Here is a 25,725-nt window from a genome sequence, read left to right on the forward strand (position 1 = left end):
CATTCCCGCCAGCGTCGATGGCGAACGGGTGCGCGGCCGCATGCGCGAGGATTTTGAAATCGAGATCGGCACCGCCTTCGGCCCGCTGCAGGGCAAGGTCTGGCGCATCGGGGCCATGGGCTACAATGCCGAGAAGTCGAAGGTGCTGCTCACCCTCGGCGCGCTCGAAGCCGTGCTGCGTCAGGAGGGCCATGCCTTTACCGCGGGCGCAGGCGTGGATGCGGCGCTTGCCGCCTACAGCGCATGATGAAGGGAGATCACGCCAGTATGTCGCAAGATGCCTATCCGCGTGACCTTGTGGGTTACGCGGGCAACCCGCCGGATGCAAAATGGCCCGGCGGCGCACGGATCGCGGTCCAGTTCGTTATCAATTATGAAGAGGGGGCCGAGAATTCGGTCCTGCACGGGGATCGTGGCTCGGAAGCGTTCCTGTCGGAAATGGTTGGCGCGCAGTCCATCATCGGTGCGCGCGCGATCGCGATGGAAAGCCTGTATGAATACGGATCGCGCGCCGGGTTCTGGCGCCTGCACCGCATCTTTACCCAGCGTCGCCAGCCGCTGACGGTGTTCGGGGTGGCTGCCGCCATGGCGCGCAATCCCGCAGCCGTTGCGGCAATGAAGGATGCAGGTTGGGAAATCGCATCGCATGGGCTGCGCTGGATCGATTACCAGAACGTGCCCGAAGCGGTGGAACGCGCGCATATCGCGGAATGTATCGCCCTGCATACGAAGCTGACCGGTTCGCGCCCGCTGGGGTGGTATCAGGGGCGTACCAGTCCTAATACCGCCCGCCTGATCGCGGAGGAGGGGGGATTTGTCTATGACGCGGATTCCTACGCCGATGACCTGCCTTATTACGACCGCAGCAACGGGCGCGCGCAACTGATCGTGCCCTACACGCTGGACGTGAACGACATGCGGTTCGTGGCGCTCAACGGCTTTACCGAAGGCGAGCAGTTCTTCAACTACCTGCGCGATACCTTCGATGAACTGTATGAGGAAGGGGCCGACAGACCTCGCATGATGTCCGTGGGCCTGCATTGCCGTGTTGCGGGCCGTCCCGGTCGTGCGCGGGCCGTGGCGCGTTTCCTTGACTACATTGCAGCCCGCGAGAAGGTCTGGGTTGCAACGCGGCTGGACATTGCGCGGCACTGGCAGGAAGTACACCCGGCATGAGCAGCGTGATGGATCGGGTGAATGCGTTTTCCGCAGTGCGGTTCGTGGAAATGTTCGGCCCGCTATATGAACATTCCCCCTGGATCGCCCAGCGTGCCTACGCCCATGCGCCTTTTGCCGATGTGCAGGCCATGCAGGCCGCGATGCGCGCGGAACTGGACCGCGCGGATGACGCGGAAAAGATGGCGCTGATCCGCGCCCATCCCGAACTGGCGCAGCGCATGGGCGTGGACCCGACGCTGACATCCGCTTCCGCCGCCGAACAGGCTTCCGCCGGGCTGGACCGGCTGACACCGGAAGAATTTACCCGGTTCCGCGCTCTGAACGATGCTTATGCCGCCAGATTCGGTATTCCGTTCATCATATGCGTGCGCCGGTCGGACAAGGCGGGCATCCTGAACGGGATACAGACACGGCTGGAAAACACGCCGGAAGTGGAACAGCAGACGGCGCTGGCGGAAATTAACAAGATCGCAGCACTCCGTCTTGCGGATGTGCTTGAGCGGATGGAGCATGAGGCATGAGCACACTGTCCACCCACGTCCTTGATCTCGTATCCGGCAAACCTGCCGCCGGGATGGCGATCAGCCTGTGGGCGGGGCAGGACTGCCTGTTCCGTGGCGTAACCAACGCGGATGGGCGCTGCCCCGAACTCAGCCAGCATACGGGCGAGATGGCGGCAGGGTCCTACCGGCTGGAATTCGCCGTGGCTGATTACTTCCGCGCGCGCGATGTGGCGCTGTCCGATCCGCCATTCCTTGATGTCGTGCCCATCGCCTTTGGCATGGCGCAGGTTCCGGCGGGGGAGAAGGGCGGCCATTATCATGTGCCGCTGCTGGTTTCGCCCTACGGGTTCTCGACCTATCGCGGTAGCTGACAGCCCGCGTTGCGATCCATGAAAAAAGGGCCGTGGCATGATCTGCCACGGCCCTTTTTCATATCCTGCGGCGGACCGGCCGCCGCAGGGGCAGGCTGGATCAGACCAGTGCCTGCTTCAGCGCCGCCGTAAGGTCGGTCGTGCTGGCCTTGCCGCCAAGGTCGCCCGTGCGCACCGCGCCGGATGTGATGACCTTCTCGATGGCCTTGTCGATGCGGGTGGCCAGATCCTGACGGCCCACATGCGCCAGCATCATGTTCGCGGCCAGCAGCAGGGAGGTCGGGTTGGCCTTGTTCTGGCCCGCGATGTCGGGTGCGGAACCATGCACGGCTTCGAACACGGCAGCCTTTTCGCCAATGTTGGCGCCGGGTGCGAGACCAAGGCCGCCCACAAGACCTGCCGTCAGGTCGGACAGGATATCGCCGAACAGGTTGGTGGTGACGATGCAGTCATACTGCCACGGATCGGTCACAAGCTGCATGGCGCAGGCATCGACGATGCGCTCGTTCACTTCCACGCGGCCTTCATATTCCTTGGCGACCTTGCGGCCTTCTTCCAGGAACAGGCCGGTCAGCAGCTTCAGGATGTTGGCCTTGTGCACCAGGGTCACGCGCTTGCGGTTGTTCTTGACCGCGTATTCGAAGGCGTAACGGACAATGCGGTTGCATTCCGCGCGCGTGGTGTAGCCCGCGCTGGTGGCGATGGCGTGCGGGTCGCCGCCACAGGGAATGTAGTTTTCCATCGCCGCGTAATACCCTTCAAGGTTTTCGCGGAAGATGACGAGGTTGATGTTCTCGAACCGGCCGCCGGGCACGATGGTCTTTGTGGGGCGCACATTTGCGAACAGGCCGAACTCCTGACGCAGTGTGACGTTGATGGACTTGAAGCCGCCGCCGACGGGGGTCGTCAGCGGGCCCTTGAGCGCAAGGCCGGTGCGGTGGATGCTTTCGATCGTTTCCTTGGGCAGCGGGCTGCCGGTGGCGTCAAGGGCCGCCATGCCGGCAAGGGCCTTTTCCCATTTGAAGGGGGCGCCAACGGTGTCCAGAATTTCGGTAACGGAGGTGACAATTTCAGGTCCGATCCCATCGCCGGGGATCAGGGTGGCGGGAATTGTTTTTTCTGCTGACATTCTCGAACGTCTCCCATTTTACTTGCTACTGAAATTTATTTCAGCATGCCCACCGGCTTGGCTTGCCCGGTTCGTTGCCGGGTGCCCCGTCGGAACTGGTTAAAAGTCCTAGGCCCCCCGGCCAGATGTGACAATCGGGCCACCGCCGCGCGGCGGTGGTTTTGCAGTCACATTATCCGGCGTGCAGCGGCGCGCAGGCCGCCGTGAGCCATGTACGCGCCGGTGTATCCAGATGTGGCGCGACCTGTTCAAAAACCCGTGCATGATACTGGTCCAGCCACGCGATCTCGCTGGGTTGCAGGCTGGCGGTATCAATCAGCCGCCGGTCAAACGGGGCCAGGGTCAGGGTTTCGAATTCCATGAAGCTGCGCTTTTCCTCCCCGATGGGGCTGGGCTGGACCAGCAACAGGTTTTCCAGCCGTATGCCGAACGCGCCGGGGCGGTAATAGCCCGGTTCATTGGACAGGATCATGCCCGGCTGAAGCTGCACGGGCCGGAAAACGGGGGAAATGTTGGCCGGTCCTTCATGCACGGACAGATAGCTGCCGATGCCGTGGCCGGTGCCATGGTCGTAATCAAGGCCGCCATCCCACAGGGCGTAACGCGCCAGCGCATCCAGCGCATGTCCGGTCACGCCTTTGGGGAAGCGTGCGCGGGCAAGGGCGATGTGACCGCGCAGCACGCGGGTATACGCATTGCGCACATCGTCGTCCGGTGCATCGGGGCCGGTCCAGATGGTGCGCGTGATATCGGTCGTGCCAAAGGGATACTGCGCGCCGCTGTCGATCAGATAGACCTCGTTGGGTCTGATCTTGCGGTCGCTTTCCGGGGTGACGCGGTAATGGATGATGGCCCCGTTTGGTCCGGAACCGGAAATGGCGGGGAAGCTTTCCTCCCTGTAGTCGGGGGAGGCTGCGCGGAAACGGTCAAGCTGGATCGTTGCTTCAAGCTCCGCCGTGCGCGTCGCGTTTTCATCCAGCCAGTGCAGGAAACGGCACATGGCCATGCCATCCGTCAGGTGGGCGCGGCGGCTGCCTTCCTGTTCCACGGGGTTCTTGATCGCCTTGGGCAGCAGGCACGGATCGCCCTTGCGGATTATGGTCGCGCCGGCGTGTTCGAGTATCTGCATGAACCAGATGGCGTTGCTGGCCGGGTCCACCTGCACGCGGGCGGGGGCAAGGGCGCGCAGCGTGTCTTCCAGTGCGGTGGGGGGCTGGATGGTGACATCATCGCCCAGCCACTGCCGGGTCTGGTCTGACAGCTTGGCCGGGTCGATCAGCAGGGTCACGCGCGCATCATCATGCACGATGGCGAAACACAGGCTGAGCGGCGTAAAGGGCACATCGCGCCCGCGGATATTGAGCAGCCACGCGATGGAGGCCGGATCGCTCAGCACCAGCGCGCTCTCGCCCCCGTCGCGCAGGTCACTGGCAATGCGTTCGCGCTTGTCGCGGCTGGACTGTCCGGCCCATTCCTCGGGCTGCGGTACGCAGGGGGTGCAGGGGGCCGCAGGACGGTCGGTCCAGATCGCGTCCACCGGATTGGCGGGCAGGGCAACCATATCCAGTCCGGCATCAAGGAACGGACGCAGCGCGCTTTCGCTGATCAGGCGCGGATCGTAGCCGATTCGCCTGCTGCTGCCGTGGCGGGCCAGCCATGTGGCGGGTGGTGTATCGCGCAGATGCTGGCGCTCCCACGCCGCTGCGTCCACCTGCTGGTCCATCTGGGTGATGTAGCGCCCATCCGAAAATACCGCCGCGCGGTCGGGCAGCACCGCCGCCAGCCCGGCGCTGCCGGTAAATCCGGTCAGCCACGCCAGGCGTTCCGCGCAGGGCGCGACATATTCCCCCAGATGTTCATCGCCGCGCGGCAGGACAAAACCGTCCGCACCCATCTGCTTCAGGACGGCGCGCAGCGCGTCAAGGCGGTTACTGGCCAGTGACATGGAATGATCCTCGTGCGTGGTGAAATCAGGAATGCGACATGATGCGATACATGAACAGCAGGTCCATCCATCGGCCGAATTTGGTGCCGCATTCGGGTATCAGGCCCCCGTGCTGGAAGCCAAAGCGTTCATGCAGCAGGCGTGACGCGACATTGGTGGAGGTAATGCCCCCCACCATGACATGCACGTTTTCCGCCATCGCCCGGTCACACAGCGCCTGCAGCAGCGCGCTGCCAATGCCCTGCCGCTTGTAGGCGGGCGCGATATAGACCGAATGTTCGACCGTATGGATGTAGCCAGAAAATGGCCGGAACATTTTCCAGCTACTGTATCCCGCAACACTGCCATCGGGCATTTCCGCCACCAGAACCGGATAGCCGCTGGCCTGACTGGAATGCAGCCATTCCAGCCGCGCGGCTACCGTGGTTTCGTTGGTTTCCCACATGGTGGTGCTGTTGCGGATGGCGTGATTGACGATTTCGACAATCGCCGGAATGTCCGCGTCCGTTGCGTCGCGGATCAGCAGGGCGGGTCTGTCAGCCATGGGGTTTGCGCAGGATCAGTGTGCCCCAGTCTCCCTCGCGCAGATGGCGCTCAAGGACCAGACCATGGCGGCGATGGGCGGCCAGCACCATGCGCACCTGCGTATTGAGCAGGCCAGCCAGTATGGCCGTGCCGCCGGGCAGCAGGTTACGCGCAAGATCGGCCGCCATGCTGCACAGCGGGCGGGCAAGGATATTGGCGAAGACCAGATCATAGGGCGCATGGTGTCGGATGGCGGGAGTGGCCCAGCCATTGCCCAGATGGCAGTCCACCAGATTGCCCAGCCCGTTCATCGCGGCATTGCGACGGGTTACGCGCACGGACCACGGATCGATGTCGGTCGCCAGAACGGGCCGGTGCAGCAGGGCCGCCGCCGCCATGGCCAGGATGCCCGAACCACATCCCAGATCGAGGATACGGCGCGGCTGGCGATAGGCGACCAGTTCTAGCGCGCGCAGGCAGCCGCGTGTCGAACCGTGTTCGCCTGAGCCGAAAGCGACGCCCGCGTCCAGGGTTATGGTGATGCGCTGAGGCCGTCCCGCCTGTTCCAGATGCGTGCCGCGTATGGCGAAGCGTCGGCCTGCAAGCTGTTCGGGAAAGGCTTCGTAAGTGCGGGCAAGCCAGCCTTCGGATTCCGTGTGGCTGCGTTCGAGTTCGGCATCGACGCCCGTGGTCAGGCCAGCCACCAGCAGGGCGGCGCGGAGTTCTTCCTCCCCGTTGCCAATATCCTTGACCCCTTCCACACGCCACTGGGTCTGGTTGTCGTCCACCTCGAAAATGCCGATGGTGGTGCAGACGGTGGACAGGGCGGATTCATAGGCTTCGACCGCTTCAGGCGGGACCGTGACCGATATGGTTTCCAGTTCGGTGGCGTGACGCCGGGGGGAAAGGCTCATTTATACCTGCTCAACAAATGTATCGATCACCCGCTTGGGGCCTGCTTTTTCAAAGGCGACTTCCAGCCGGTTTCCCTCGACCGAGGTAATGGTGCCGTAGCCGAATTTCTGGTGAAACACACGCACCCCCACCTTCATGCCCGACGTTGCGGCGGGTTTGGGCGTGATGTCATGCACGCGCCGTGACGCTACCAGCGGGAAGGGCGAACTGCCAAACACGGCGGGGCGGCCGAGGAAGCTGCGGCGGCTGTTGGCCGTATCGCCGGTGCTTTCGATGTGTTCGGCGGGCAGTTCCTCCACAAAGCGGCTGGGAATGGCGGATTGCCAGTTGCCGTAGATGCGGCGGTTGGCGGCGTGGCTTATGATGGCCCTGCGGCGCGCGCGCGTGATGCCGACATAGGCAAGACGGCGTTCCTCCTCCAGTCCCTTGAGGCCGCCTTCATCCAGCGTGCGCTGGGAAGGAAAGACCCCTTCCTCCCATCCCGGCAGGAAGACGGTGTCGAATTCCAGTCCCTTCGCGCCGTGCAGGGTCATGATGCTCATGCTGTCCTGACCGGACCGGTCTTCCGTATCCATGACAAGGGCGACGTGTTCGAGAAATCCGCTGAGGGTTTCATAATCCGCCAGCGAACGGACCAGTTCCTTCAGGTTTTCCAGCCGGCCCGGCGCGTCGGGGGATTTGTCCGCCTTCCACATGTCCACATACCCGCTTTCCTCCAGCAGGTGGTCGATGGCGACGACATGCCCTTCGCGCCCCAGCATTTCGCGCGTGGCGGCAAGGGTCTGCATGAGGGCGGTCAACTGCTCTTTCGCCCGGCCCTTGATCTCTCCCTGCGCCAGAAGGTCCAGTACGGCTGCGGTCAGCGGGATTTCGCGTGCGCGGGCATGCATGTGCATTTTCTGCAGCCCCGTCGTGCCCACGCCGCGGCGGGGCACGTTGATGATGCGTTCAAACGCCAGATCATCCGATGGCTGGTTGATGACGCGCATATAGGCGATGGCGTCGCGGATTTCGGCGCGTTCATAAAAACGCAGGCCGCCGACCACGCGGTAGGGCAGGCCGAGGGTTATCAGCCGTTCCTCGAACGCGCGGGTCTGGAAACCGGCGCGGACAAGGATGGCGATTTCCGCCATCGGGTGGCCATCGGCGCGCAGGCGTTCGATCTCGGTGCCGACCATGCGGGCCTCGTCGTCCGAGTCCTGCACGGAAATGACGCGGACCTTCTCGCCTTCCGCATCCTCTCGCCCCGGATGCAGCGTCTTGCCCAGCCGTTCCTCGTTATGGGCGATCAGGCCCGATGCCGCAGCCAGTATCTGCCGGGTGGAACGGTAATTCCGCTCCAGCCGCACAACCCGTGCGCCGGGAAAGTCGCGTTCGAAACGCAGGATGTTTTCCACCTCCGCCCCGCGCCATGAATAGATGGACTGGTCATCATCACCCACGCAGCAGATGTTCGATGGCTGGTCCCCCCGGTGGGCCAGCAGGCGCAGCCACAGGTACTGGATGGTGTTGGTGTCCTGATATTCGTCCACCAGGATGTAGCGGAAGAAACGGTGATACTGCGCCAGCACATCGGGCTGTCTGCGCAGGATTTCCGTCATGTGCAGCATCAGGTCGCCAAAATCGCAGGCATTAATCTGGCGCAGCCGGGACTGGTAATCGGTATAGATTTCGGCACAGCGCCCGTTGGCGAAATCCGTATCCTCCGCCGCCGTAATGGCGTCGGGCACAAGCCCGCGGTCCTTCCACCGCTGGATCACGCCCATTATCGCCTGTGGCGGCCAGCGTTTTGTGTCGATGCGGTAGGGTTCGAGCACCTGCTTGAGCAGCCGTAGCTGGTCGTCCGTATCCAGAATGGTGAAGCTGCTGGTCAGGCCAACATATTCCGCGTGGCGGCGCAGCATGCGCGCACACAGCGCATGGAACGTGCCCAGCCACAGCCCTTCCGCCGGTTCGCCCATCAGGGCGCTGACACGTTCGCGCATCTCGCGCGCGGCCTTGTTGGTGAAGGTCACGGCAAGGATCTGGTTCGGTCGGGCGCGGCCCGACAGCAGGATATGCGCGAACCGCGTGGTCAGCACCCGCGTCTTGCCCGTGCCTGCACCGGCAAGGACCAGTAGCGGGCCATCCGTAGTCTCGATCGCGTCCCGCTGTTCGGGATTGAGACGGCTGAGGTAGTCCGGCTCGCGGCCGGTTGGGATAAGGCTGTCCATCACGCTATCTTCTATAGCAATCCCCGCGTGGGGGAACCAATGCTATCAATTACGCCGCAACAGGACGGGACATGACGGGAAAAAAGCGGTGAAGCAGGCACCTGCCACGAAACATGCGGGTGGAACGGGGCCGGGGGGACATCGTGCCCGCATGCGCGTGCGGATACGCACGGCGGGGGCGGCGTCACTGGCTGATTACGAACTGCTGGAGGTGCTGCTGTTCGCCGCCGTGCCCCGGCGCGATACCAAGCCGCAGGCCAAGGCGCTGCTGGCGCATTTCGGTAGTCTGGAAGCCGTGCTGGATACAGCCCCCGATGCCCTGCGGGCGGCGGGGCTGGGACCGCGCGGGATCGCGGTTCTGGCCTGTCCGGCGCAGGTTGCGTCCCGGCTGGCCCATGGCGACCCGCGCGGGCAGGTGATTTTTACCGATATGGTGGCGGTGCTGGACTATTGCGACCGGCTGCCCGATCCGGATCGTAACCGCAATGGGGTGCGGATGTTCCATCTCGATTCCGCGCGACACATGCTGGCCGATGAACTGGTCATGGACGGAGGGGCTGCGGATATGTGTCGTGCCGTGCTGGCCCGCGCGCTGGAACTGCACGCGGTATCCCTTGTCGCTGTGCGTGATCTTGGCCCGCAGACACCCCCGGCAGAGGGATGTGCGGGCGACCTGCGCTTCCTGCGCATGCTGCACACCCACGCCCGCCTGCTGGGGATCACGTTTCAGGACTGTCTGGTCCGGGGCGGAGGGAAGACAGTCAGCATGCATCCCTCCATCACGGCCTAACGGTGCGGATGGGCTTCGGCTGCGGCAAACTGCTGGCGGATGGCGTCCAGCAGTTCGGAGGGCTGGCTGACCAGTGCGTCCGCACCGGCTTCGGTCAGTTCCTCACGCGAGCCATAACCCCATAATACCCCCAGTGCACGGACATGGTTGGCATGGGCGCCGCTTATGTCGAACCGCCGGTCGCCGATCATAAGTGCATCCTCGCGCCTGACATCATGTTCGCGCAGGAGGGAGGCGATCAGTTCCGGCTTTTCCGCCCCGCTGTCATCCGCCCGTGCGCCGGACAGGCCATCGAAATACTGCACGAGATTGCGCAGGTGCAGGATCTTGCGCGCAAGGTGGCGCGGCTTGGACGTGGCGATGAACAGCCGCACGCCTTCGGCGGACAGGGTCTCGATCACGTTGCGCATATGGTCGAATACGGGGCTTTTGTGCATGCCTTCCGATTCGTAATGCTTGCGATACAGGGCCATGGCCTCCTGCACCCGGTCATCGCCATAATGGGCCAGAACATGACCGATCAGTTCTTCCAGCGGCGGCCCGACCACCCATGTCAGGTCCATGGACATGTCGGGTTCATGCCCCAGGTCGCGCAGCAGGGCGTGGATGGAGTCCACTATGCCATCGCGTGAGCGCACGATGGTTCCATCCAGATCAAAGAGTACGGTATGGGATTTCTGAAAAATCATGCAGGTTCAAAAGCTCCTTGTCCTGCGGGCATCATGCACCATCCATGCGGGATTTGTCCTGAAATTGTTGAGAAGCCACCATTTTGCCCGATAACGCCACGGCGCAGGCCCGACAGCCGCAGGTGGATGGCGCAATCAGCCATGCGGCAGACCTTGTCTTCCTGCGTGACCTGATCCGCACGCTCGATACAGGCCATCCCGCGCCCGACCGCCTTGCGGCCAGCCTGCTGGCGCGTTTCGGGTCGGCGGGCATGGCGCTGTCGGCGCATGTGGGGGCGCTGGATGAAATGGCGGGGCGTGAAACCGCGTTACCGCCTTTTCTGGCCGTGGTGCGTGAACTGGCGCTGCGGCTGTATCGCAGCCGGGTGCGGCGGATGGATATGCTGTCGGGGCAGGACGGGCTGGTGGCCTATCTTCAGGCCTGCATGGGCCATGAAGTGGTCGAACAGTTCCGCGTAATGTTTCTGGATGAGCATTTCCGCCTGCTGGCAGATGACCTGATGGGCACCGGCACGGTCAACCATTCCCCCGTCTACCCGCGTGAAATCATGCGCCGCGCCCTGAAACTGGGGGCCGCGAAACTGGTGCTGGCGCATAATCACCCGGCGGGCAGGCCGGAGCCATCAGGGGCGGATATCGAGATGACAATGCGGATCGTGCAGCTTGGCCGGCTCATGCGGGTTACGGTGCACGATCACATCATTGTCGGAAATGGCCGCGTCCACAGCTTCCGGGCCATGGGGCTGATTACCTAGGCGGCGTTGTCCGCTGCGGTGGCCAGCGGGCCCAAGGCTGCTTCAACACCGAATTCGCCCGGCAGGCTGCCATGGGGAAACAGCACGTTCACATGTCCCATCTTGCGGCCCGGACGTGCTTCGGCCTTGCCGTAATGGTGGGCCAGCAGGCGCGGAGCCGCCATGATCTGCGGCCACAGCGCCATGTCATCCGGCCCGATCAGGTTTTTCATCACTGCGTCACTATGGCGGATCGCAGGGGGCAGGGGCTGGTTGGTTACGGCGCGGACATGCATCTCGAACTGGTCCACGGGGCAGGCATTCATGGTCCAGTGGCCGGAATTATGCGGGCGGGGCGCGATTTCGTTCACGCGCAGGCTGCCATCGCGGTCGACAAACATCTCCACGCCCAGCAATCCGATCAGGCCCAACGCACCTGCAATACGCCTTGCGAGGTCAACCGCCTGCGCCGCAAGGGCAGGGGAAATGCGGGCCGGGGCAAGGCTCAGGTCCAGAATGCCGTTGCGATGGCGGTTTTCCGTCACGTCGAACGTCGTGATCTCGCCCCGTTCGTTCCGTGCGACCATAACGCTGACTTCACAGGCGAAATGCACCATTCCTTCCGCAACCAGCGGATGGGGGCGCAGACTGTCGAATGCGGCGTCCAGTTCCGATGCGTCGTGAATGCGGGCCTGTCCCTTCCCATCATAACCAAGGCGCGTGGTCTTGAGGATGAAGGGATAGCCCAGTTCTTCCGCCGCCATGTCCAGATCGGCACGGTCATGCACCCCCCGCCATGGCGCCACCGGAATGTCGTTTTCCGCCATGAAGGTTTTTTCAGCGATGCGGTCCTGACTGATACGCAGGATACGACCGGCGGGATGGACCGGGCGGATGCTGGACAGCAGGTCCAGCCCGTCAGCGCTGATATTTTCAAATTCGAAGGTGATGACATCCACTGCATCGGCGAAGCGGCGCAGGGCGTCATGGTCGTCATACCGGCCCAGTGTCACCGCATGGGCAACCTGTGCCGCCGGACCATCGGCTTCCTGTGTCAGGATATGGGCGCGGTAGCCAAGGCGTGCCGCCGCGATGGCCGACATGCGGCCAAGCTGGCCGCCACCGACAATGCCAAGGATGGAACCGGGAGGAAGCGCGCTCATCGAACGGGTTCTTCCGCCACCGCCGCAGTCTGTGCCGCCCGCCATGCAGCCAGCCGCGTGCCCAGCGCCGGGTCGGACAGGGCAAGGATGGAGGCGGCCAGCAGGGCGGCATTGGTCGCTCCCGCCTTGCCGATCGCCAGCGTGCCCACGGGGATGCCACCGGGCATCTGCACGATCGACAGCAGGCTGTCCATGCCCTTGAGCGCGTGGGATTCGACCGGCACGCCCAGAACCGGCAGCGCGGTCCATGCCGCGCACATGCCCGGCAGGTGAGCAGCCCCGCCCGCGCCCGCGATAATGACCGACAGGCCACGCCCCTGCGCCGTTTTGGCATAATCCGCCAGCCGGTCGGGGGTACGATGGGCGGATACGATGCGCACTTCATGCGCAATGCCCAGCTTTTCCAGCACGCTGGCGGCGTGGTGCATGGTTTCCCAGTCGGACTGGCTGCCCATGATCAGCCCGACGCGCGGGGCCTGTGTACCGGGGGACGGAAGGGGGGGCTGGCTCACGTTTGGTAACTCTCGTCAGGTATTCAGGCGATGCTGTCGGGGATCAGACGGCTTTCCAGCCATGTGATCTCATCCTTCAGCAGAAGCTTGCGCTTTTTCAGCCGTTGCAGTTGCAGTTGGTCCGTCAGCGCCAACGCCATGCGATTGATGACCGTATCAAGGTCGCGATGTTCACTGCGCAGTTCGTGCAGCTTGCGAAGGAGGGTATCCCGGTCTGTCAGCATGGCGGCTCGTCTGTTAGGTGGACATGGTCACTATCCTAAGCATATCCGCGCCAAAAGGCGAAATGCCAGACGTGCGGCCACTTGGCCTGCAATTTTAGCATGGAATTTGCCGGGCGGTCTGGTCTAGCCTGATCGGGTCGTAGCAAAGACGCTGGAGGGTTCCATGTCGTACGAAGCGCGTATCAACAGCCTCAAATCACGCCATGCGCGGCTTGATGCCCGCATTTTTGATGAAGATCGCAGACCTTCACCCGATGAAGTCGCCATCCGGCGGCTCAAGCTTGAAAAGCTGCGTCTCAAGGAAGAAATCGAACGCCTCGTCAGACTGGGCTGACAGGAAACAGGCCGCCCGGTGGTGCCGGGCGGCCATGACCTGTCAGGTCAGATGCCGTTCTCGCCGTCGTCATCAAGTTCCAGCGGCGGCGGGACGGCCTGACCTTCACGCGCAAGGCGTTCATTGGCGGCCGCCACCATGGCGTTCAGGTCCGTCTGGCTGCACAGGCCCAGCGTTACCGGGTCGCGCGGCTTGATGTTGGGACTGTTCCAGTGCTGCTTGGTGCGCACCTTTTCAATGGTGTCCTTGGTCGTGCCGAGCAGCTTGCTCGTCTGCTGTTCAGACAATTGCGGGAAGTTGCGCAGGATGAACGCGATCGCGTCAGGGCGGTCATTGCGCTTGGCGACTGGCGTATAACGCGCGCCCTTGGAGCGACGGTTGATCGGGTTGGCGGGCGGCAGGATCTTGAGACGGGACTCAGGATCTTTTTCGCAACGGTCGATTTCCGCCTGCGTAAGCTGGTGGTTGGCAATCGGGTCATAACCCACGATTCCCTGCGCCACTTCCCCATCGGCGATCGCCTGTACTTCCAGGGGGTGCATTCCGCAGAATTCGGCAATCTGGGTAAACGTCAGCGCCGTCTTTTCAATAAGCCACACGGCGGTTGCCTTGGGCATCAGGGGCAGGGCAGTCATTATCAGTCAGGTCCTACAGCGTGTGGCGCCACACGCAGGCACCTGAAAGGGTGTTTGAACCGGTCCCATCCCGAAGCGGGGACCGTGCGTACCTGCTGGCGCGCCAGAAACAGAAAACACTCGTGGAAGTGATATGAAGGTTGCGGGCGGTAAAGGTCAAGACTTCAATCGGTTCGCGGGGAATGTTTCATCCCGATAAAAACGGGGGCGGACCACTGGCCCGCCCCCGCTGTTGCAGATGGTGATGGATTACAGTGCGCAGCCAGCCACCGGCGGTGAAGCGCAGGCCGCCGCCGCCACATGGGGCGCGATCCCTTCGGGCTGCGTCTCGACCGCTTCGGTCCGGGCTTCGGCTGTTGCGTCCTGTCCCGTCACGCTTCTGCCCGATGAAATGGGGATGCGGCGCGGCTTGAGGGCTTCAGGCACGATCTGGCGCACGGCGATGCGCAGCAGCCCGTTCGTCAGGTCCGCCTTTTCCACCACGACATGATCCGCCAGCACGAAGCGGCGTTCAAATGCGCGCGTGGCGATGCCGCGATACAGCATTTCGCGCTCCTGCGCCGGTTCGCCCACGCGTCCTGCTACGATGAGGGTATTGTCCTGCACGGTCAGTTCGATGTCATCGGGGCCAAAACCGGCCACGGCCATCGTCAGCGTGTACTGCGCGTCGGACAGTTTTTCGATGTTATAGGGGGGGTAGGATGAACTGACCGGGTTCTGTGCCGCCGTATCGACAAGCTGGGCCAGACGGTCAAATCCGATGGCGCTGCGGAACAGCGGCGCGAAGTCGTAAGCCATGACTGAAACCTCCATGATGCAAGGTCTGCTGCGTTGTGGTCCCTCGGTCGAGCGGACCATGATGTCGGAATGATATGCGGACCCACATGGGCATCCGCGTAGTCCAGACATGGGAATGCCCGGCCCCCCGTTCAAGGGACCGGGCATTTCCGGCAACAGCAGACTGTGTCTGGTGGAGGCGCGTGCGATCAGCCCTTCTTGCGCTGGCCCAGTGCACCGAACTTCTTGTTGAACTTCGCAACCTGGCCCCCGGTGTCCATCATGCGCTGCACGCCGGTCCAGGCCGGATGGGACTTCGGGTCGATGTCCAGACGCAGCGTATCACCGGGCTTCCCGTAGCAGGAACGGGTGGTGTACTCGGTGCCATCGGTCATGATGATGTTGATTTCGTGGTAGTCGGGGTGGATGCCGGATTTCATTTCAACTAACTTTCACGCTGGGCCCACCGATGCCGACCGGGGGCGTTATGTGGGCAGGCGTATAGACGACAAGGGATGGCAAGATCAACACCCGATGGCGAAAAAGCTCGATTCCTAGCTTATCGGGTCCAGTGTTACCGCGTTGCATCAGGTTGAGGAAATGGAAAGGAAGACTGGCGATATTCAGTCGTCATGATGTCATGACATTGCTAGACCTGAGAGGTCTTCTTTAAAACAAAGGATTGGTAACAATGGCAAAGCTGCCGGATCACGTACCTGAACTGCACGTCAAGGACATTCATATGCCGGGCTGGCTGGGCGAATTCCGTTCGTTTCTCATGCGCGGCAATGTGGTTGACCTTGCCGTTGGTGTGATTGTGGGTGCCGCGTTTACCGCCATCGTGAACAGCCTGGTCAAGGATGTGTTCACCCCGGTTCTGGGGCTGCTGATCGGCGGTATCGATTTTACGAACCTGTTCATCACCCTGCGCGGTCCGCATCTCGCAACCCTGGCCGATGCACAGAAGGCTGGCGCGGTTACGATCAATATCGGGCTGTTCCTTAACGCGGTGATCCAGTTTGTCATCATCGGCTTCGTCATTTTCTGGGTCGTGAAGGCCATCAACCGCCTGACGGTGAAGAAAGAGGCCGAGAAGCCCGCCGCCCCCGCTGCGCCCCCGCGCAACGAAGTGCTGCTTCAGGAGATTCTTGAGGTGCTGAAGGCGGACGCCGCGCAGAAGCCGACCGGTTCCACCACGGTCTGATCCTTATCATCGGACTGCAAGGCGGGTGCCCGGGATCGGGCCCCGTCTTTTTTTTGCCTTACCGACCTGCCCTTGTCCGGATGACGTGACTGCCCAATATCCTCCGGTGTGTTAGGGTGACAGCCTTATGACTGATTTTGTTCGATATGTTCGCCGCGGTCTGCTGGCGTGCGCGGCGGCTGGCCTTCTGGCCGGCTGTCAGGCCGCGCCACGGCAGGAACTGTCCGGCCTGCCCCCGCCGGCGCAGGACTACCTGCTGATTTCGTCCTATTTCATGGCGGAAGGCGGTCTGGTCAGCCGCCTGCAGGATGGCGGCCTGTCGGGACAGCAGGTGTATGACATGGCGGTCTCGCTCAAATACGGCAAGCGGATGCTCATGACGGCGCTGCTCAAGCCGTCGCGCCGGGCGCGGCATAATGTGGAGATGGCGGTGGCCCTGATGGTGGCGTGCAGCAATCAGCCGGACCCGAGCACGCTGAACGGTGCGGTGCTGTCACGCTGCATCCCCGATACAATGGCGCCCCCGGTCCCAATGACAAAGGGGCAGGTCCCGCCGCAAGCGACAGATCCCGCCCCCGATAGAAGGCCCCGATAGAAGACATGGACCCGCACCCTGTTCGGTGCGGGCAAAAGGGTCCGTCAGGACGTGCGTGCAGGCGGACGGGCATCCCGGCGCAGGCGCTTTTCTCCCAGCAGCAGCAGGATCGGTGCTGCGATGAAGATGGAGGAGGACGTCCCCACCACAATCCCGAACAGCATGACCCATGCGAACCCCGACAGGCTGGCCCCGCCAAACAGCGCCAGCGGCAGGGCGGCAAGGAACACGGTCGATGACGTGCCCAGCGTGCGGCTGAGGGTTTCGTTGATTGACAGGTCGATCAGTTCCGCCAGCGGCATGGTCCGGTATTTGCGCAGGTTTTCACGCACGCGGTCATAGACCACCACCTTGTCGTTGGTGGAATAGCCCAGAATGGTCAGGATTGCCGCCACCATCACCAGATCGAATTCGAAATGCGTCAGGACAAGGAAGCCGATGGCCTTGGTCAGGTCCAGCACCAGCGTCACCACCGCGCTGACCGCGAACTCCCATTCAAAGCGGAACCAGATATAGGCTAGGATCATGAGCAGGCTGAGCCCTAGGGCCAGCATGCCGTTGCGGAACAGTTCAGCCGAAACCGAAGCCCCCACCGCATCCGCCCGCAGCACCTGCGCGCCGGGCAGGGTGGTGATGGCGTGCCGGACCGAATCGACCAGTGCCTGCGTGCGGGCTTCATGGTCGGGTTCGCTTGCGGGCGGGGTGTCGAGGCGGATCAGCACGTCATCCGGGCCGCCAAAGGACTGCACGCCTGCCGCCGCCACATGCTGGGCCGCAAGGGCTGCGCGGATGGCGTTGAAATCCGCCGGTCCCTGCGTGCGGGCTTCCACCACGATGCCGCCCCGGAAATCCAGCCCCAGCGTAAGGCCGGGATGGAAGAACAGGATCAGCGAGGCGATGGACAGCACCGCCGATGTTGCAAGGCCGATGAAGCGGCCGCGCATGAAGTTGATTCTGGTGCCGTTGGGCACAAACCGCAGAAGGGGACGATCAAACATCATTCAGCGCGCCTCAGACCGGCAGGGTGCTGGGGCGTGTGCGGGCATACCAGCGCACCATCAGCATCCGGGATAGAAGAAGGGTGGTGAACAGGGTGGTCACGATACCGATGGTGATCGTCAGCGCGAAACCGCGCACCGGGCCTGTTCCGAAAACGAACAGCATCACATGCGCCAGCAGCGCGGTGGCGTTACTGTCCACGATGGTGGAGGTCGCGCGCTCGAAACCGGCCTGCATGGCCTGCAATGCGCTGCGCCCGCGGGCGACTTCCTCGCGGATGCGTTCATTGATCAGGATGTTGGCGTCCACCGCCATGCCCAGGGTCAGCAGCATGCCCGCCATGCCCGGCAGGGTCAGCGTGGCCTCGAACAGGGACAGGATGGCCGTCATCAGCACCAGATTGGCCAGCAGGGCGATGTTGGCGTACCAGCCGAACCGCCCATAGAACAGCGCCATGAACGCGATCACCAGCACGAATCCCGCAGCAAGGCTGTAGCCGCCCGCGCGGATCGAATCAGCACCGAGCGACGGTCCGATGGAACGCTGCTCGATTACGTTCAGGGGGGCGGGCAGTGCGCCCGCGCGCAGCAGCAGGGCGATGTCGGTGGCCTGCTGGGCGGTGAAGCTGCCGGTGATCTGGCCATTGCCGCCGGTAATGGCGGTGCGGATGACCGGGGCCTCGATCACCTTGTTATCCAGCACGATGGCGAAGCGTTTGCCCACATTGGCGCGCGTGACCGCGCCGAATTCCTGCGCGCCCGTCGAATCGAAGGTGAAGTTCACCGCCCATTCGCCACTCTGCTGGTCGATCGCAGCACTGGCGTTGGTCAGGTCCGCGCCGTCCACATCAACATGGGTGAAGACCGGCAGCGTGCCCTGTCCGTCGCTCATCGGCACCATTTCCACGCCCGGCGGGGGAACGGCGGAACCGATGGCGGAATCGGACACCAGATGGAATGTCATCTTGGCTGTGGTGCCCAGCAGCTTCTTGACCCGCTCTGGATCGCTGATGCCGGGCAGTTCCACGATGATCCGGTCTTCGCCCTGACGGGTGATTTCCGGGTCGATGGCACCCGTCGCGTCAATACGGCGGCGCACGATCTCGATGGACTGGGTAACGGCGTCATATGCGCGCTGGCGGGCGGCATCTGGCGACAGGGCGATGGTGATCTGGCCACCTTCACCCTGATTGACGCTGAACTCCCCCGGTACGTTCATGGGCATCGCGCGCAGGGCCTTGAGGTCCTGCGCTGCCTCCTCCGGTGCGCGGGGGGTGAAGGTGACGCCGCGCGCGGTGGTGGTGAGGTTGCGATACCCCAGACCGGCCTTGAGCAGGGTCTGGCGTGTTTCATCCTGCAGCCCGCGCAGCCTGTCGGCGGCGACGCTGTTCATGTCCACCTGCAGCAGCAGGTATGAACCGCCCCGCAGGTCAAGGCCCAGATGGATCTGGCGCCAAGGGAGGGACGGGACGGGCTGGCGGATGACATTGGGCAGGCACAGCGCCAGCCCGATCAGACATATGCCAATGACCGAAGCCATTCTGAGCCGACTGTAATACATCATGACTTGATGGAGAGCTCCCTACGCCCGGCAGAGCCGGTTTCCTTGTCCGGCATGGTCAGTGTCTCATATGCGAATTTCAGTGCGGGAACATGCCGGTCCATGGCCGATGATGCAACCGCTGATGCTTGGTGTGGCGCATGGCCGTTGCCGTTTTGCCGCATTCGCATGGCCGCCCCCGGCACGTCTGCCCCTGCCGGGGGTGGGCGGGGGACATGGCGGCTGCTATCGGTCAGTCAGGAACATGACAGGCAGGAAGCACGGTAATGGGAACAGCGCGCCAGTTACGCATCGGAATTGTGGGGGCCGGGCATTTTGGCCGCTTCCACGCGCTGAAGGTTGCTTCCTCCCCGCGTGAAATCCTGTCGGGCATCCATGATCCCGATCACCGGCGCGCGGCACAGGTGGCGGCGGAGGCCGGGGGCGCGCCCGTCCTGTCCTATCCCGACCTGCTGGCGTGTTCGGATGCGATTATCGTGGCGGCCCCGGCGGACCATCACTTTGACCTTGCACGGCAGGCGCTGGCGGCGGGACGGCATGTGCTGGTTGAAAAACCCATGGCGGCGACACTGGAACAGGCGGACGAACTGGCGCAACTGGCCCGCCGGCACGCAGTCGTGCTGCAGGTCGGGCATCTGCTGCGTTATTCCGCCGAACACCGCGCCATTACGGAACGCATTTCCCGCCCGCTTTATATCGAGGCCACGCGCATCGCACCCTACAAGCCGCGCGGTACGGATGTTTCGGTCATTCTTGACCTCATGATCCATGACCTTGATCTGGTCCTGGCGATTGTGGACAGCCCGATTGAAAGCGTCGATGCGCTGGGGGCGGCTGTCAGTTCCCCGTTCGAGGATATCGCCAATGCCCGCGTGCGTTTTGAAAACGGATGTGTCGCCACCATTGCCGCCAGCCGCATTTCCCTCAAGACCGAGCGGCGGATGCGCGTCTTTTCGCAGGAAGGCTATCTGTCAGCGGATTTCGTCAAACGCGAACTGACCATGATCGGGCGCGAACGTGGCCTGCCGCTGCCGGGCACTGGCGGGTTCCGGCGCGAATCCGTCACATGGCGCGATCATGACACCCTTGCTGCCGAACATGCCGCCTTCGCCGCATCGTGCCTTGATGGCGCGCCCGTTCTGGTCGATGCCACGGCAGGCCGCCGCGCGCTTGCGGCGGCGCTGGCCGTAACGCAGGGGATCGCCGCCACCCGCGCGCGGATGGAGGCATCGGGCCTGATCATTCCCCCCGGTCAGGACGACTGAAGCGTCTCGCGCAGCATTTCCAGTTCCAGCCAGCGCTCTTCCGCCGCCGTCAGGTCCGCCTGCGCTTTTTCCAGCGCGCCTGTCGCGGCGGCAAAGGCGGCGGCGTCGCGCGCATACAGGCCCGGATCGGCCAGAATGGCGCGCAGCCGTTCGATTTCTGCCTCCAGCGATTCCATCTGGCCCGGCAGCCGTTCCAGCGCCAGCTTGTCCTTGTAGGACAGTTTACGCGCGGGCTGGCGTGGTGAAGGGGGCGGCGTGACATCGGTCGTGGCAGCGGGAGTGGCGGAGGGCGCGTCCACACGGTCCTGCCTCGGTCGCGCGGCCAGCGTGGTATCGCGGCGCTGGGCCAGCATGTCGCTGTAGCCGCCAGCATATTCCAGCCACCTGCCGCCACCTTCCGCCATCAGGATGGAAGAGGCCACCCGGTCCAGAAAATCACGGTCATGGCTGACCAGCAGCACCGTGCCGGAATAGCTGGCCAGCATGTCCTGCAGTAGGTCGAGCGTTTCCAGATCAAGATCGTTGGTCGGCTCATCCAGTACCAGCAGGTTGGATGGCTGGGCCAGCGCGCAGGCCAGCATGAGCCGCCCGCGTTCCCCGCCAGACAGCACGCCGACAGGCGTGCGCGCCTGTTCGGGACGGAACAGGAAGTCCTTCATGTAACCGATGACATGGCGTTTTTCGGTGCCGACCTGCACCATGTCGCCGCCACCGCCGGTCAGCGTATCGGACAGGGTGGCGTTGGGGTCGAGCGTGCGGCGCTGCTGGTCCAGTGTAACCACGGACAGGGCGCTGCCGATATTGATCGTGCCCGAATCAGGCTGGTCCTGCCCCGTCAGCAGACGCAGCAGGGTACTCTTGCCCGCGCCATTGGCGCCAACGATGCCCAGCCGGTCCCCGCGCAGGACGCGCAGGTCCAGATCGCGCACCACCGGATGCGCCGGGTCATAGGCACGGCAGACATCTTCCGCCACGGCGACAAGCTTGCCCGACAGGTCGCTTTCCCGTGCTTCCATCTTCAGGCCGCCCTGCGGACGGATGGCAGTGCGCCGGTTCTGGCGCAGGGTGGCCAGTTCGGCCACGCGGCGGACGTTGCGCTTGCGGCGCGCGGTCACGCCGTAGCGCATCCAGTCTTCTTCACGCGCGATCTGGCGGTCGAGCTTGTGGCTGTCGCGCTCTTCCTGTTCCAGCACTTCCTCGCGCCATGTCTCGAAACGCGCGAAGCCCTGATCCAGCCTGCGGGTGACACCACGATCAAGCCAGACGACGGAGCGCGAAAGCGTCTGGAGCAGTCGCCGGTCATGGCTGATGATCACCATGGCGGAGGACAGCGAAAGCAGTTCGCGTTCCAGCCATTCAATGGTGGGCATGTCCAGATGGTTGGTGGGTTCGTCCAGCAGCAGCAGGTCAGGCTCGGGTGCGAGTGCGCGCGCCAGCGCGCAGCGCCGCGCTTCCCCGCCCGACAGCGTGGACGGGTCTTCCGTGCCGTTCAGGCCCAGTTCGGTCAGCAGCAGTTCCGCCCGGTATTCCGGGTCCCCCGGCCCCATGCCCGCACGCACGTAATCCAGCGTGGTGGCGAAGCCGGACAGGTCGGGTTCCTGCGGCAGATAGCGCATGGTGGTGCCGGGCTGGACGAAGCGGGTGCCGTCATCGGCCTGTATCTCACCCGCCGCGATGCGCAGCAGGGTGGACTTGCCGCAGCCATTGCGACCGACAAGGCAGATGCGTTCGCCCGGTCCCACGCCAAAGCCCGCGCCATTGAGCAGCGGCGCACCGCCGAGGGTCAGGGTAATATCCTGAAGGAGAAGAAGGGGAGGAGAGGCCATTCCCGCTTATGTCTCCACTACCGCCCCGTGTGCAAGGTCAGTGTGGGTGGGTCAGGCTTCCGTGGTCTTGTGAAGGAGATCGAGAAAGGACAGTCCCCAGCCCAGCGCCGTATGGCTGGCGATGCTGTCCCAGCAGGCCTGCCAGCGTTCGCGCCGTTCGGCAAGGGACATGGCCAGTGCGCGTTCCAGCGCATCGGCCATGCCATCATGGTCCAGCGGATTGACCAGCAGGGCGGCCTCAAGCTGTTTTGCCGCCCCGGCCAGACGGGAAAGCACCAGCACGCCCGGATTTTCCGGGTCCTGTGCCGCGATGAACTCCTTGGCGACCAGATTCATGCCATCGCGCAGGGGCGTAATATAGCCGATATCGGCCAGGCGCATGTAACCCGCCACGGTGGAGCGGGGGCTGCCGCGCGTAAGAAACCGCAGTGGCGTCCAGTCCGCCTGCCCGCAATGGGCGTTGAGCTGGCCGATCTGGTGTTCCAGCCTGTTGCGCAGGGCCTGATAGCTGGGTACGTCGGTCCGGCTTTCGGCTGCGATCTGCAGGAAAGTGACCTGCCGCTGCCGTGCGGGATAGGTGTGCAGCAGCCGTTCATACCCGGCCAGCCGGTGATCCAGCCCCTTGGTCGGGTCCATGCGGTCCACGCCAAAGACAAGCCTGCGCCCGGCCAGCGAGCCCGCAAGGCGGTGCAGGTCTTCATGCTCCATGGCCGCCGCTGCGGTTGCGGCAAATGTCTGCGGATCGATTTCAACGGGGAAGGTGCCCACGCGCACCTTGTGCCCCTCGAACAGCAGGGTGGTGTCATCCACTGTTACCGCGCCTGCGGTGCGGCTTGCGGCGAATATGAAATTGGCCGTGTCATCCGCGGTCTGGAAGCCAAGCAGGTCCGCCTTGAGCAGGTCACGCAGGAAGGTGCCGCCATCGGGGGCGGTGGCCAGCATGTCGGGCGCGGGAAAGGGGGTATGGAGGAAAAAGCCGATGGGCTGACGTACACCGTGGCGGCGCAGCAGGGCCGCGAGTGGCAGAAGATGGTAATCGTGTATCCAGATCACATCTTCCGCGCGCAGCAGCGGCAGCAGGTTTTCACAGAACCGTTCATTGACCGACCGGTAACTGGCCAGTTCGCGCCGTTCGAAATGGATGCATTCGGGGAGCGAGTGCATGAGCGGCCATAACGTGGAATTTGAAAAGCCGGTGTAATAATTGCGGTATTCGGCGGGGGTAAGGCCGATTGTGGCGTATTCGACGCCCTCGGCCTTCTGGATTTCCGGTGGCAGGTGCGCCGCATCGGGGTGACACGCGCCGTTCCAGCCGAACCACAGGCCGCCCTTGCGCGCCAGCAGGTCCTTCAGCACAACCGCAAGCCCGCCGGGGCGCAGGCCCTCCTTGGGAACGGGAACGCGATTGGAGACAATGACCAGCCGTTTCATTCTGCCCTCTTTCGTGCCCTGTCATGTAGGGGACAGGCGTTTGCAGCATACACACGCCTGCGTGTGAAGGGCGCGACCGCCGACGGCTGGCATGCGGTAGGGTCAGTTCAGGGAGACGCCACCCGAAACGGCCTGATAGGTGGAAACCGCCAGCGTAAGCGGTTCAAAGGGTTTGGTGATGACGAAGGCGGGTTCGATCGTATCGCCTGTCAGCAGGCGTTCGGGGTAGGCGGTAACGAAAATGACCGGAATGTCCTGCTGTTGCAGGATGCTGGCCACGGCGCTCATGCCATCGCCCCCGTCGCCCAGGTTGATGTCTGCCAGAATCAGGCCGGGATGCGTTTCGCGCGCAAGCCTGACGGCTTCGGCCTCGCTGCTGGCGACACCGGCAATGGTGTGGCCGCACTGGCGGACCAGTTCTTCGATATCCATCGCGATGATGGGTTCGTCCTCGATGATAAGGACGCTGGTCTGCGCGCATGACCGCAGGCGGGTATGGGCTTCCTCCAGCATGGTGGCCGCCTGATCGGGGGCAAGTGACAGCACGCGGGCGGCGTCGGCCACGGGCAGTTCCTCAAGCGATGTCAGCAGCAGCAGCTTACGTGCGACCGGGGGCATGCCGCCCTGGTGTGTAACCGTTTCCCCGCTGTTCTGGGCGTGGTGGCGCGAAATCCACTGGTAAAGACGCAGCCTTGGCGGCATGGAAGGATCATCCACCGCCATGAGTTCGCGCAGGCTTTCGGCGACCAGAAGATCGCCATTCGACTGGCTGCCACACAGCGCGCGGGCATAACGCCGGGCATAGGGCAGGGCGCGAAGCAGGTCTTGACGCCGTGATAGCGGCATGAGGCATTCATCTCCCCGGATAAATTGTTACACTCCGGATCATGACAGCGTTAGAATGAGCTGCAAGACTTGAAGAGTAAACAAACTGGAATCGAGAATAACACCCGATCCGTCGGCGGTCACGCAATTGCGTGGGGAGATGCTGGCTCTTTTGCCACAATTGCGTGGGTTTGCCCGTTTTCTGACCGGGCAGGCAGCGCTGGCGGACGACCTTGCGCAGGAAACGGTACTGCGTGCGCTGGCTTCCCTTGACCAGTTTGCCGCAGGCACCAGCATGAAGGCATGGCTGTACACCATCGCGCGCAACCTGTTTTATGAACAGTCGCGCCGCAGGCGGCGTGAACGCGATGTCATGTCCGACTACGCCCTGCGGCCCGACCGTCCCGAAAGTGGGGTGGGGGAAGGCGAATCGGATGACCTGCGAGATCTGGATGGGGCGATCTGGCAACTGTCTCCCAGTCTGCGTGAAGCACTGGTGCTGGTGGGGGTGCAGGAAATGACATATGTCGAGGCGGCGGAGGTCTGCGGCGTTCGCGTCGGCACGATCAAGGCGCGGGTGTCGCGCGCGCGCAGCCAGATCCTGGCCTATATGGCGACGGGCCAGAAAATGGAGCCGTAAGGAAACCCGCAGCGACTGCTCGCGTTTTCGTTATATGAGCCGATGTAACCTTTTCCCCCGCCCATTCATTGCACTGGCATGGATGACCAAACTGGGGAGAAGAAAATGACCAGCACTTTTCATGACGAAATGCTTGCGATCCTGCCCCGACTACGCGTTCAGGCCCTGTCGCTCACGCGCAACCGTGCCGCCGCCGATGATCTGGTGCAGGATGCGGTCTGCAACGCGCTGGCCGCCCAGCACAGCTTTACGCCCGGCACCAATTTTTCCGCCTGGATGCACCGTATCCTGCGCAACCGGTTCATTTCGGACCTGCGCAAGAAGCGCGAGACCAGCAATATCGACGATGTGCCCGCCTCCGCCGTGGCGGCCAGCGGTTCGCATGAAGACCGCCTCGTGGTGAAGGAACTGGCTGAAGCCATGAACCGTCTGCCCGCCGATCAGCGCGAGGCGCTGGTGCTGGTGGTCATGCAGGGCATGAGCTACGACGAACTGGCCGCCGCCACGGGCTGCGCCGTCGGCACGGCCAAGAGCCGGGTTTTCCGGGCGCGTCGCCAGCTTGCCACATGGCTGTATGGGGAAGAACGCGATATCGCTACCGTGGAACTGCGCGGTGCGGTGCGGCGGCTGCGTTCGCGCCGGGAAGAACGGCCTGCGGTATCTGCCTGACAGTCGAATTCCCACTTTGAATAATGGTATAAATATGGCACTGACAGTGGTGTCCGCGTCAGTGGTCTGGACT

General features: G+C 63.4%; 29 protein-coding genes and 1 pseudogene. 13 read left to right on the forward strand and 17 right to left on the reverse strand.

Annotated elements, in window-relative coordinates:
• The 4 genes and pseudogenes from CFR79_RS12605 to uraH all read left to right on the forward strand — a co-directional run.
• Positions 1-247 (forward strand): annotated as a pseudogene (locus CFR79_RS12605) (alanine--glyoxylate aminotransferase family protein); the annotation flags it as partial.
• 20 nt (positions 248-267) lie between these two features.
• Complete coding sequence (gene puuE, locus CFR79_RS12610) at positions 268-1,176, forward strand: allantoinase PuuE (protein WP_110548128.1); 909 nt, start codon at positions 268-270, stop codon at positions 1,174-1,176.
• Positions 1,173-1,700 carry a 2-oxo-4-hydroxy-4-carboxy-5-ureidoimidazoline decarboxylase gene (gene uraD / locus CFR79_RS12615; RefSeq protein WP_371207132.1) on the forward strand — a complete coding sequence of 176 codons (528 nt, stop codon included), beginning with the start codon at positions 1,173-1,175 and terminating at the stop codon, positions 1,698-1,700. The genes puuE and uraD overlap by 4 nt, the downstream gene beginning before the upstream one ends.
• A complete protein-coding gene (gene uraH / locus CFR79_RS12620) occupies positions 1,697-2,053 on the forward strand; it encodes a hydroxyisourate hydrolase (protein ID WP_102324487.1) in 357 nt (118 codons plus the stop codon). Before uraD ends, uraH begins: the two co-directional genes overlap by 4 nt.
• Before the next feature lie 100 nt (positions 2,054-2,153).
• On the opposite strand, the gene CFR79_RS12625 is transcribed toward uraH, so the two are convergent.
• The 5 genes from CFR79_RS12625 to CFR79_RS12645 form a co-directional block, all read right to left on the reverse strand.
• Positions 2,154-3,182, reverse strand: a complete 1,029-nt coding sequence (locus CFR79_RS12625) for an isocitrate/isopropylmalate dehydrogenase family protein (protein WP_102324486.1) — start codon at positions 3,180-3,182, stop codon at positions 2,154-2,156.
• Between the two features lie 172 nt (positions 3,183-3,354).
• A complete protein-coding gene (locus CFR79_RS12630; RefSeq protein WP_110548129.1) occupies positions 3,355-5,127 on the reverse strand; it encodes an aminopeptidase P family protein in 1,773 nt (590 codons plus the stop codon).
• A gap of 25 nt (positions 5,128-5,152) precedes the next feature.
• Positions 5,153-5,671, reverse strand: a complete 519-nt coding sequence (locus CFR79_RS12635; protein WP_110548130.1) for a GNAT family N-acetyltransferase — start codon at positions 5,669-5,671, stop codon at positions 5,153-5,155.
• Positions 5,664-6,566, reverse strand: a complete 903-nt coding sequence (locus CFR79_RS12640; RefSeq protein ID WP_102324483.1) for a 50S ribosomal protein L11 methyltransferase — start codon at positions 6,564-6,566, stop codon at positions 5,664-5,666. The genes CFR79_RS12635 and CFR79_RS12640 overlap by 8 nt, the downstream gene beginning before the upstream one ends.
• Entirely contained in the window at positions 6,567-8,780 is a 2,214-nt protein-coding gene (locus CFR79_RS12645) for an ATP-dependent helicase (protein ID WP_110548131.1), read from the reverse strand.
• An 88-nt stretch (positions 8,781-8,868) separates the two neighbouring features.
• Between CFR79_RS12645 and CFR79_RS12650 the strand changes: the two genes are divergently transcribed.
• Positions 8,869-9,570, forward strand: a complete 702-nt coding sequence (locus CFR79_RS12650; protein WP_258373590.1) for a JAB domain-containing protein — start codon at positions 8,869-8,871, stop codon at positions 9,568-9,570.
• Here CFR79_RS12650 and CFR79_RS12655 read toward each other — a convergent pair.
• Positions 9,567-10,259 carry an HAD hydrolase-like protein gene (locus tag CFR79_RS12655; RefSeq protein WP_102324481.1) on the reverse strand — a complete coding sequence of 231 codons (693 nt, stop codon included), beginning with the start codon at positions 10,257-10,259 and terminating at the stop codon, positions 9,567-9,569. The genes CFR79_RS12650 and CFR79_RS12655 overlap by 4 nt on opposite strands.
• Before the next feature lie 83 nt (positions 10,260-10,342).
• Between CFR79_RS12655 and CFR79_RS12660 the strand changes: the two genes are divergently transcribed.
• Entirely contained in the window at positions 10,343-11,014 is a 672-nt protein-coding gene (locus CFR79_RS12660) for a JAB domain-containing protein (protein WP_110548132.1), read from the forward strand.
• On the opposite strand, the gene CFR79_RS12665 is transcribed toward CFR79_RS12660, so the two are convergent.
• From CFR79_RS12665 to CFR79_RS12675, 3 genes are read right to left on the reverse strand one after another with little or no spacing between them, the layout of a single operon-like run.
• The gene (locus CFR79_RS12665; protein ID WP_110548133.1) at positions 11,011-12,156 is read right to left on the reverse strand and encodes a 5-(carboxyamino)imidazole ribonucleotide synthase; all 1,146 of its coding nucleotides are present in this window, start codon (positions 12,154-12,156) and stop codon (positions 11,011-11,013) included. The two genes, CFR79_RS12660 and CFR79_RS12665, sit on opposite strands and share 4 nt — an antisense overlap.
• Entirely contained in the window at positions 12,153-12,668 is a 516-nt protein-coding gene (purE, locus tag CFR79_RS12670; protein ID WP_110548134.1) for a 5-(carboxyamino)imidazole ribonucleotide mutase, read from the reverse strand. The genes CFR79_RS12665 and purE overlap by 4 nt, the downstream gene beginning before the upstream one ends.
• A gap of 23 nt (positions 12,669-12,691) precedes the next feature.
• The gene (locus CFR79_RS12675) at positions 12,692-12,892 is read right to left on the reverse strand and encodes a YdcH family protein (protein ID WP_102324477.1); all 201 of its coding nucleotides are present in this window, start codon (positions 12,890-12,892) and stop codon (positions 12,692-12,694) included.
• Between the two features lie 163 nt (positions 12,893-13,055).
• Here CFR79_RS12675 and CFR79_RS12680 point away from each other — a divergent pair, with 163 nt between their 5' ends.
• Positions 13,056-13,226 (forward strand): YdcH family protein, encoded by a 171-nt coding sequence (locus CFR79_RS12680; protein WP_102324476.1) that lies wholly within the window; start codon positions 13,056-13,058, stop codon positions 13,224-13,226.
• A gap of 47 nt (positions 13,227-13,273) precedes the next feature.
• On the opposite strand, the gene CFR79_RS12685 is transcribed toward CFR79_RS12680, so the two are convergent.
• The 3 genes from CFR79_RS12685 to rpmE form a co-directional block, all read right to left on the reverse strand.
• Positions 13,274-13,861: a DUF1013 domain-containing protein gene (locus CFR79_RS12685; protein WP_102324475.1), complete on the reverse strand. Its 588-nt coding sequence runs from the start codon at positions 13,859-13,861 to the stop codon at positions 13,274-13,276.
• Between the two features lie 249 nt (positions 13,862-14,110).
• Positions 14,111-14,659 carry an Hsp20 family protein gene (locus tag CFR79_RS12690; protein WP_102324474.1) on the reverse strand — a complete coding sequence of 183 codons (549 nt, stop codon included), beginning with the start codon at positions 14,657-14,659 and terminating at the stop codon, positions 14,111-14,113.
• A 188-nt stretch (positions 14,660-14,847) separates the two neighbouring features.
• Complete coding sequence (gene rpmE / locus CFR79_RS12695; protein WP_102324473.1) at positions 14,848-15,078, reverse strand: 50S ribosomal protein L31; 231 nt, start codon at positions 15,076-15,078, stop codon at positions 14,848-14,850.
• Positions 15,079-15,329: 251 nt separating this feature from the next.
• On the opposite strand from rpmE, the gene mscL reads away from it, so the two are divergent.
• Positions 15,330-15,842 carry a large conductance mechanosensitive channel protein MscL gene (gene mscL / locus CFR79_RS12700; RefSeq protein ID WP_102324471.1) on the forward strand — a complete coding sequence of 171 codons (513 nt, stop codon included), beginning with the start codon at positions 15,330-15,332 and terminating at the stop codon, positions 15,840-15,842.
• Between the two features lie 127 nt (positions 15,843-15,969).
• Entirely contained in the window at positions 15,970-16,437 is a 468-nt protein-coding gene (locus CFR79_RS12705) for a hypothetical protein (protein WP_110548135.1), read from the forward strand.
• A 44-nt stretch (positions 16,438-16,481) separates the two neighbouring features.
• On the opposite strand, the gene secF is transcribed toward CFR79_RS12705, so the two are convergent.
• Both secF and secD read right to left on the reverse strand, forming a co-directional pair.
• Positions 16,482-17,435: a protein translocase subunit SecF gene (gene secF / locus CFR79_RS12710; protein ID WP_102324811.1), complete on the reverse strand. Its 954-nt coding sequence runs from the start codon at positions 17,433-17,435 to the stop codon at positions 16,482-16,484.
• 13 nt (positions 17,436-17,448) lie between these two features.
• Positions 17,449-18,999 (reverse strand): protein translocase subunit SecD, encoded by a 1,551-nt coding sequence (gene secD / locus CFR79_RS12715; RefSeq protein WP_110548136.1) that lies wholly within the window; start codon positions 18,997-18,999, stop codon positions 17,449-17,451.
• A gap of 99 nt (positions 19,000-19,098) precedes the next feature.
• On the opposite strand from secD, the gene CFR79_RS15945 reads away from it, so the two are divergent.
• Both CFR79_RS15945 and CFR79_RS12725 read left to right on the forward strand, forming a co-directional pair.
• Complete coding sequence (locus CFR79_RS15945; protein WP_162900383.1) at positions 19,099-19,263, forward strand: hypothetical protein; 165 nt, start codon at positions 19,099-19,101, stop codon at positions 19,261-19,263.
• Complete coding sequence (locus CFR79_RS12725; protein WP_110548137.1) at positions 19,263-20,261, forward strand: Gfo/Idh/MocA family protein; 999 nt, start codon at positions 19,263-19,265, stop codon at positions 20,259-20,261. Before CFR79_RS15945 ends, CFR79_RS12725 begins: the two co-directional genes overlap by 1 nt.
• Here CFR79_RS12725 and CFR79_RS12730 read toward each other — a convergent pair.
• From CFR79_RS12730 to CFR79_RS12740, 3 genes are all read right to left on the reverse strand, one after another.
• Positions 20,249-22,087, reverse strand: coding sequence for an ABC-F family ATP-binding cassette domain-containing protein (locus CFR79_RS12730; protein WP_110548138.1), 1,839 nt, complete (start codon positions 22,085-22,087; stop codon positions 20,249-20,251). The genes CFR79_RS12725 and CFR79_RS12730 overlap by 13 nt on opposite strands.
• Before the next feature lie 51 nt (positions 22,088-22,138).
• Positions 22,139-23,518, reverse strand: a complete 1,380-nt coding sequence (locus tag CFR79_RS12735; RefSeq protein ID WP_102324466.1) for an alpha,alpha-trehalose-phosphate synthase (UDP-forming) — start codon at positions 23,516-23,518, stop codon at positions 22,139-22,141.
• 102 nt (positions 23,519-23,620) lie between these two features.
• The gene (locus tag CFR79_RS12740) at positions 23,621-24,364 is read right to left on the reverse strand and encodes a response regulator (RefSeq protein WP_110548139.1); all 744 of its coding nucleotides are present in this window, start codon (positions 24,362-24,364) and stop codon (positions 23,621-23,623) included.
• A gap of 139 nt (positions 24,365-24,503) precedes the next feature.
• On the opposite strand from CFR79_RS12740, the gene CFR79_RS12745 reads away from it, so the two are divergent.
• Together CFR79_RS12745 and CFR79_RS12750 are read left to right on the forward strand one after the other, a co-directional pair.
• On the forward strand, positions 24,504-24,983 hold the full coding sequence (locus tag CFR79_RS12745) for a sigma-70 family RNA polymerase sigma factor (RefSeq protein WP_174234068.1): 480 nt from the start codon (positions 24,504-24,506) through the stop codon (positions 24,981-24,983).
• A gap of 105 nt (positions 24,984-25,088) precedes the next feature.
• Entirely contained in the window at positions 25,089-25,652 is a 564-nt protein-coding gene (locus CFR79_RS12750) for a sigma-70 family RNA polymerase sigma factor (RefSeq protein WP_102324463.1), read from the forward strand.
• Positions 25,653-25,725 lie beyond the last annotated feature (73 nt).

Source organism: Komagataeibacter saccharivorans, from assembly GCF_003207825.1.
GTDB classification, from domain to species: domain Bacteria; phylum Pseudomonadota; class Alphaproteobacteria; order Acetobacterales; family Acetobacteraceae; genus Komagataeibacter; species Komagataeibacter saccharivorans.

Bases quoted from the DNA above. Each gene is read 5' to 3' on its own strand.
- puuE (WP_110548128.1), top strand. From the start codon at position 268: ATGTCGCAAGATGCCTATCCGCGTGACCTTGTGGGTTACGCGGGCAAC.
- uraD (WP_371207132.1), top strand. From the start codon at position 1,173: ATGAGCAGCGTGATGGATCGGGTGAATGCGTTTTCCGCAGTGCGGTTC.
- uraH (WP_102324487.1), top strand. From the start codon at position 1,697: ATGAGCACACTGTCCACCCACGTCCTTGATCTCGTATCCGGCAAACCT.
- CFR79_RS12625 (WP_102324486.1), bottom strand. From the start codon at position 3,182: ATGTCAGCAGAAAAAACAATTCCCGCCACCCTGATCCCCGGCGATGGG.
- CFR79_RS12630 (WP_110548129.1), bottom strand. From the start codon at position 5,127: ATGTCACTGGCCAGTAACCGCCTTGACGCGCTGCGCGCCGTCCTGAAG.
- CFR79_RS12635 (WP_110548130.1), bottom strand. From the start codon at position 5,671: ATGGCTGACAGACCCGCCCTGCTGATCCGCGACGCAACGGACGCGGAC.
- CFR79_RS12640 (WP_102324483.1), bottom strand. From the start codon at position 6,566: ATGAGCCTTTCCCCCCGGCGTCACGCCACCGAACTGGAAACCATATCG.
- CFR79_RS12645 (WP_110548131.1), bottom strand. From the start codon at position 8,780: ATGGACAGCCTTATCCCAACCGGCCGCGAGCCGGACTACCTCAGCCGT.
- CFR79_RS12655 (WP_102324481.1), bottom strand. From the start codon at position 10,259: ATGATTTTTCAGAAATCCCATACCGTACTCTTTGATCTGGATGGAACC.
- CFR79_RS12665 (WP_110548133.1), bottom strand. From the start codon at position 12,156: ATGAGCGCGCTTCCTCCCGGTTCCATCCTTGGCATTGTCGGTGGCGGC.
- CFR79_RS12675 (WP_102324477.1), bottom strand. From the start codon at position 12,892: ATGCTGACAGACCGGGATACCCTCCTTCGCAAGCTGCACGAACTGCGC.
- CFR79_RS12680 (WP_102324476.1), top strand. From the start codon at position 13,056: ATGTCGTACGAAGCGCGTATCAACAGCCTCAAATCACGCCATGCGCGG.
- CFR79_RS12685 (WP_102324475.1), bottom strand. From the start codon at position 13,861: ATGACTGCCCTGCCCCTGATGCCCAAGGCAACCGCCGTGTGGCTTATT.
- CFR79_RS12690 (WP_102324474.1), bottom strand. From the start codon at position 14,659: ATGGCTTACGACTTCGCGCCGCTGTTCCGCAGCGCCATCGGATTTGAC.
- rpmE (WP_102324473.1), bottom strand. From the start codon at position 15,078: ATGAAATCCGGCATCCACCCCGACTACCACGAAATCAACATCATCATG.
- mscL (WP_102324471.1), top strand. From the start codon at position 15,330: ATGGCAAAGCTGCCGGATCACGTACCTGAACTGCACGTCAAGGACATT.
- CFR79_RS12705 (WP_110548135.1), top strand. From the start codon at position 15,970: ATGACTGATTTTGTTCGATATGTTCGCCGCGGTCTGCTGGCGTGCGCG.
- secF (WP_102324811.1), bottom strand. From the start codon at position 17,435: ATGTTTGATCGTCCCCTTCTGCGGTTTGTGCCCAACGGCACCAGAATC.
- secD (WP_110548136.1), bottom strand. From the start codon at position 18,999: ATGATGTATTACAGTCGGCTCAGAATGGCTTCGGTCATTGGCATATGT.
- CFR79_RS15945 (WP_162900383.1), top strand. From the start codon at position 19,099: ATGGCCGATGATGCAACCGCTGATGCTTGGTGTGGCGCATGGCCGTTG.
- CFR79_RS12725 (WP_110548137.1), top strand. From the start codon at position 19,263: ATGGGAACAGCGCGCCAGTTACGCATCGGAATTGTGGGGGCCGGGCAT.
- CFR79_RS12730 (WP_110548138.1), bottom strand. From the start codon at position 22,087: ATGGCCTCTCCTCCCCTTCTTCTCCTTCAGGATATTACCCTGACCCTC.
- CFR79_RS12735 (WP_102324466.1), bottom strand. From the start codon at position 23,518: ATGAAACGGCTGGTCATTGTCTCCAATCGCGTTCCCGTTCCCAAGGAG.
- CFR79_RS12740 (WP_110548139.1), bottom strand. From the start codon at position 24,364: ATGCCGCTATCACGGCGTCAAGACCTGCTTCGCGCCCTGCCCTATGCC.
- CFR79_RS12745 (WP_174234068.1), top strand. From the start codon at position 24,504: ATGCTGGCTCTTTTGCCACAATTGCGTGGGTTTGCCCGTTTTCTGACC.
- CFR79_RS12750 (WP_102324463.1), top strand. From the start codon at position 25,089: ATGACCAGCACTTTTCATGACGAAATGCTTGCGATCCTGCCCCGACTA.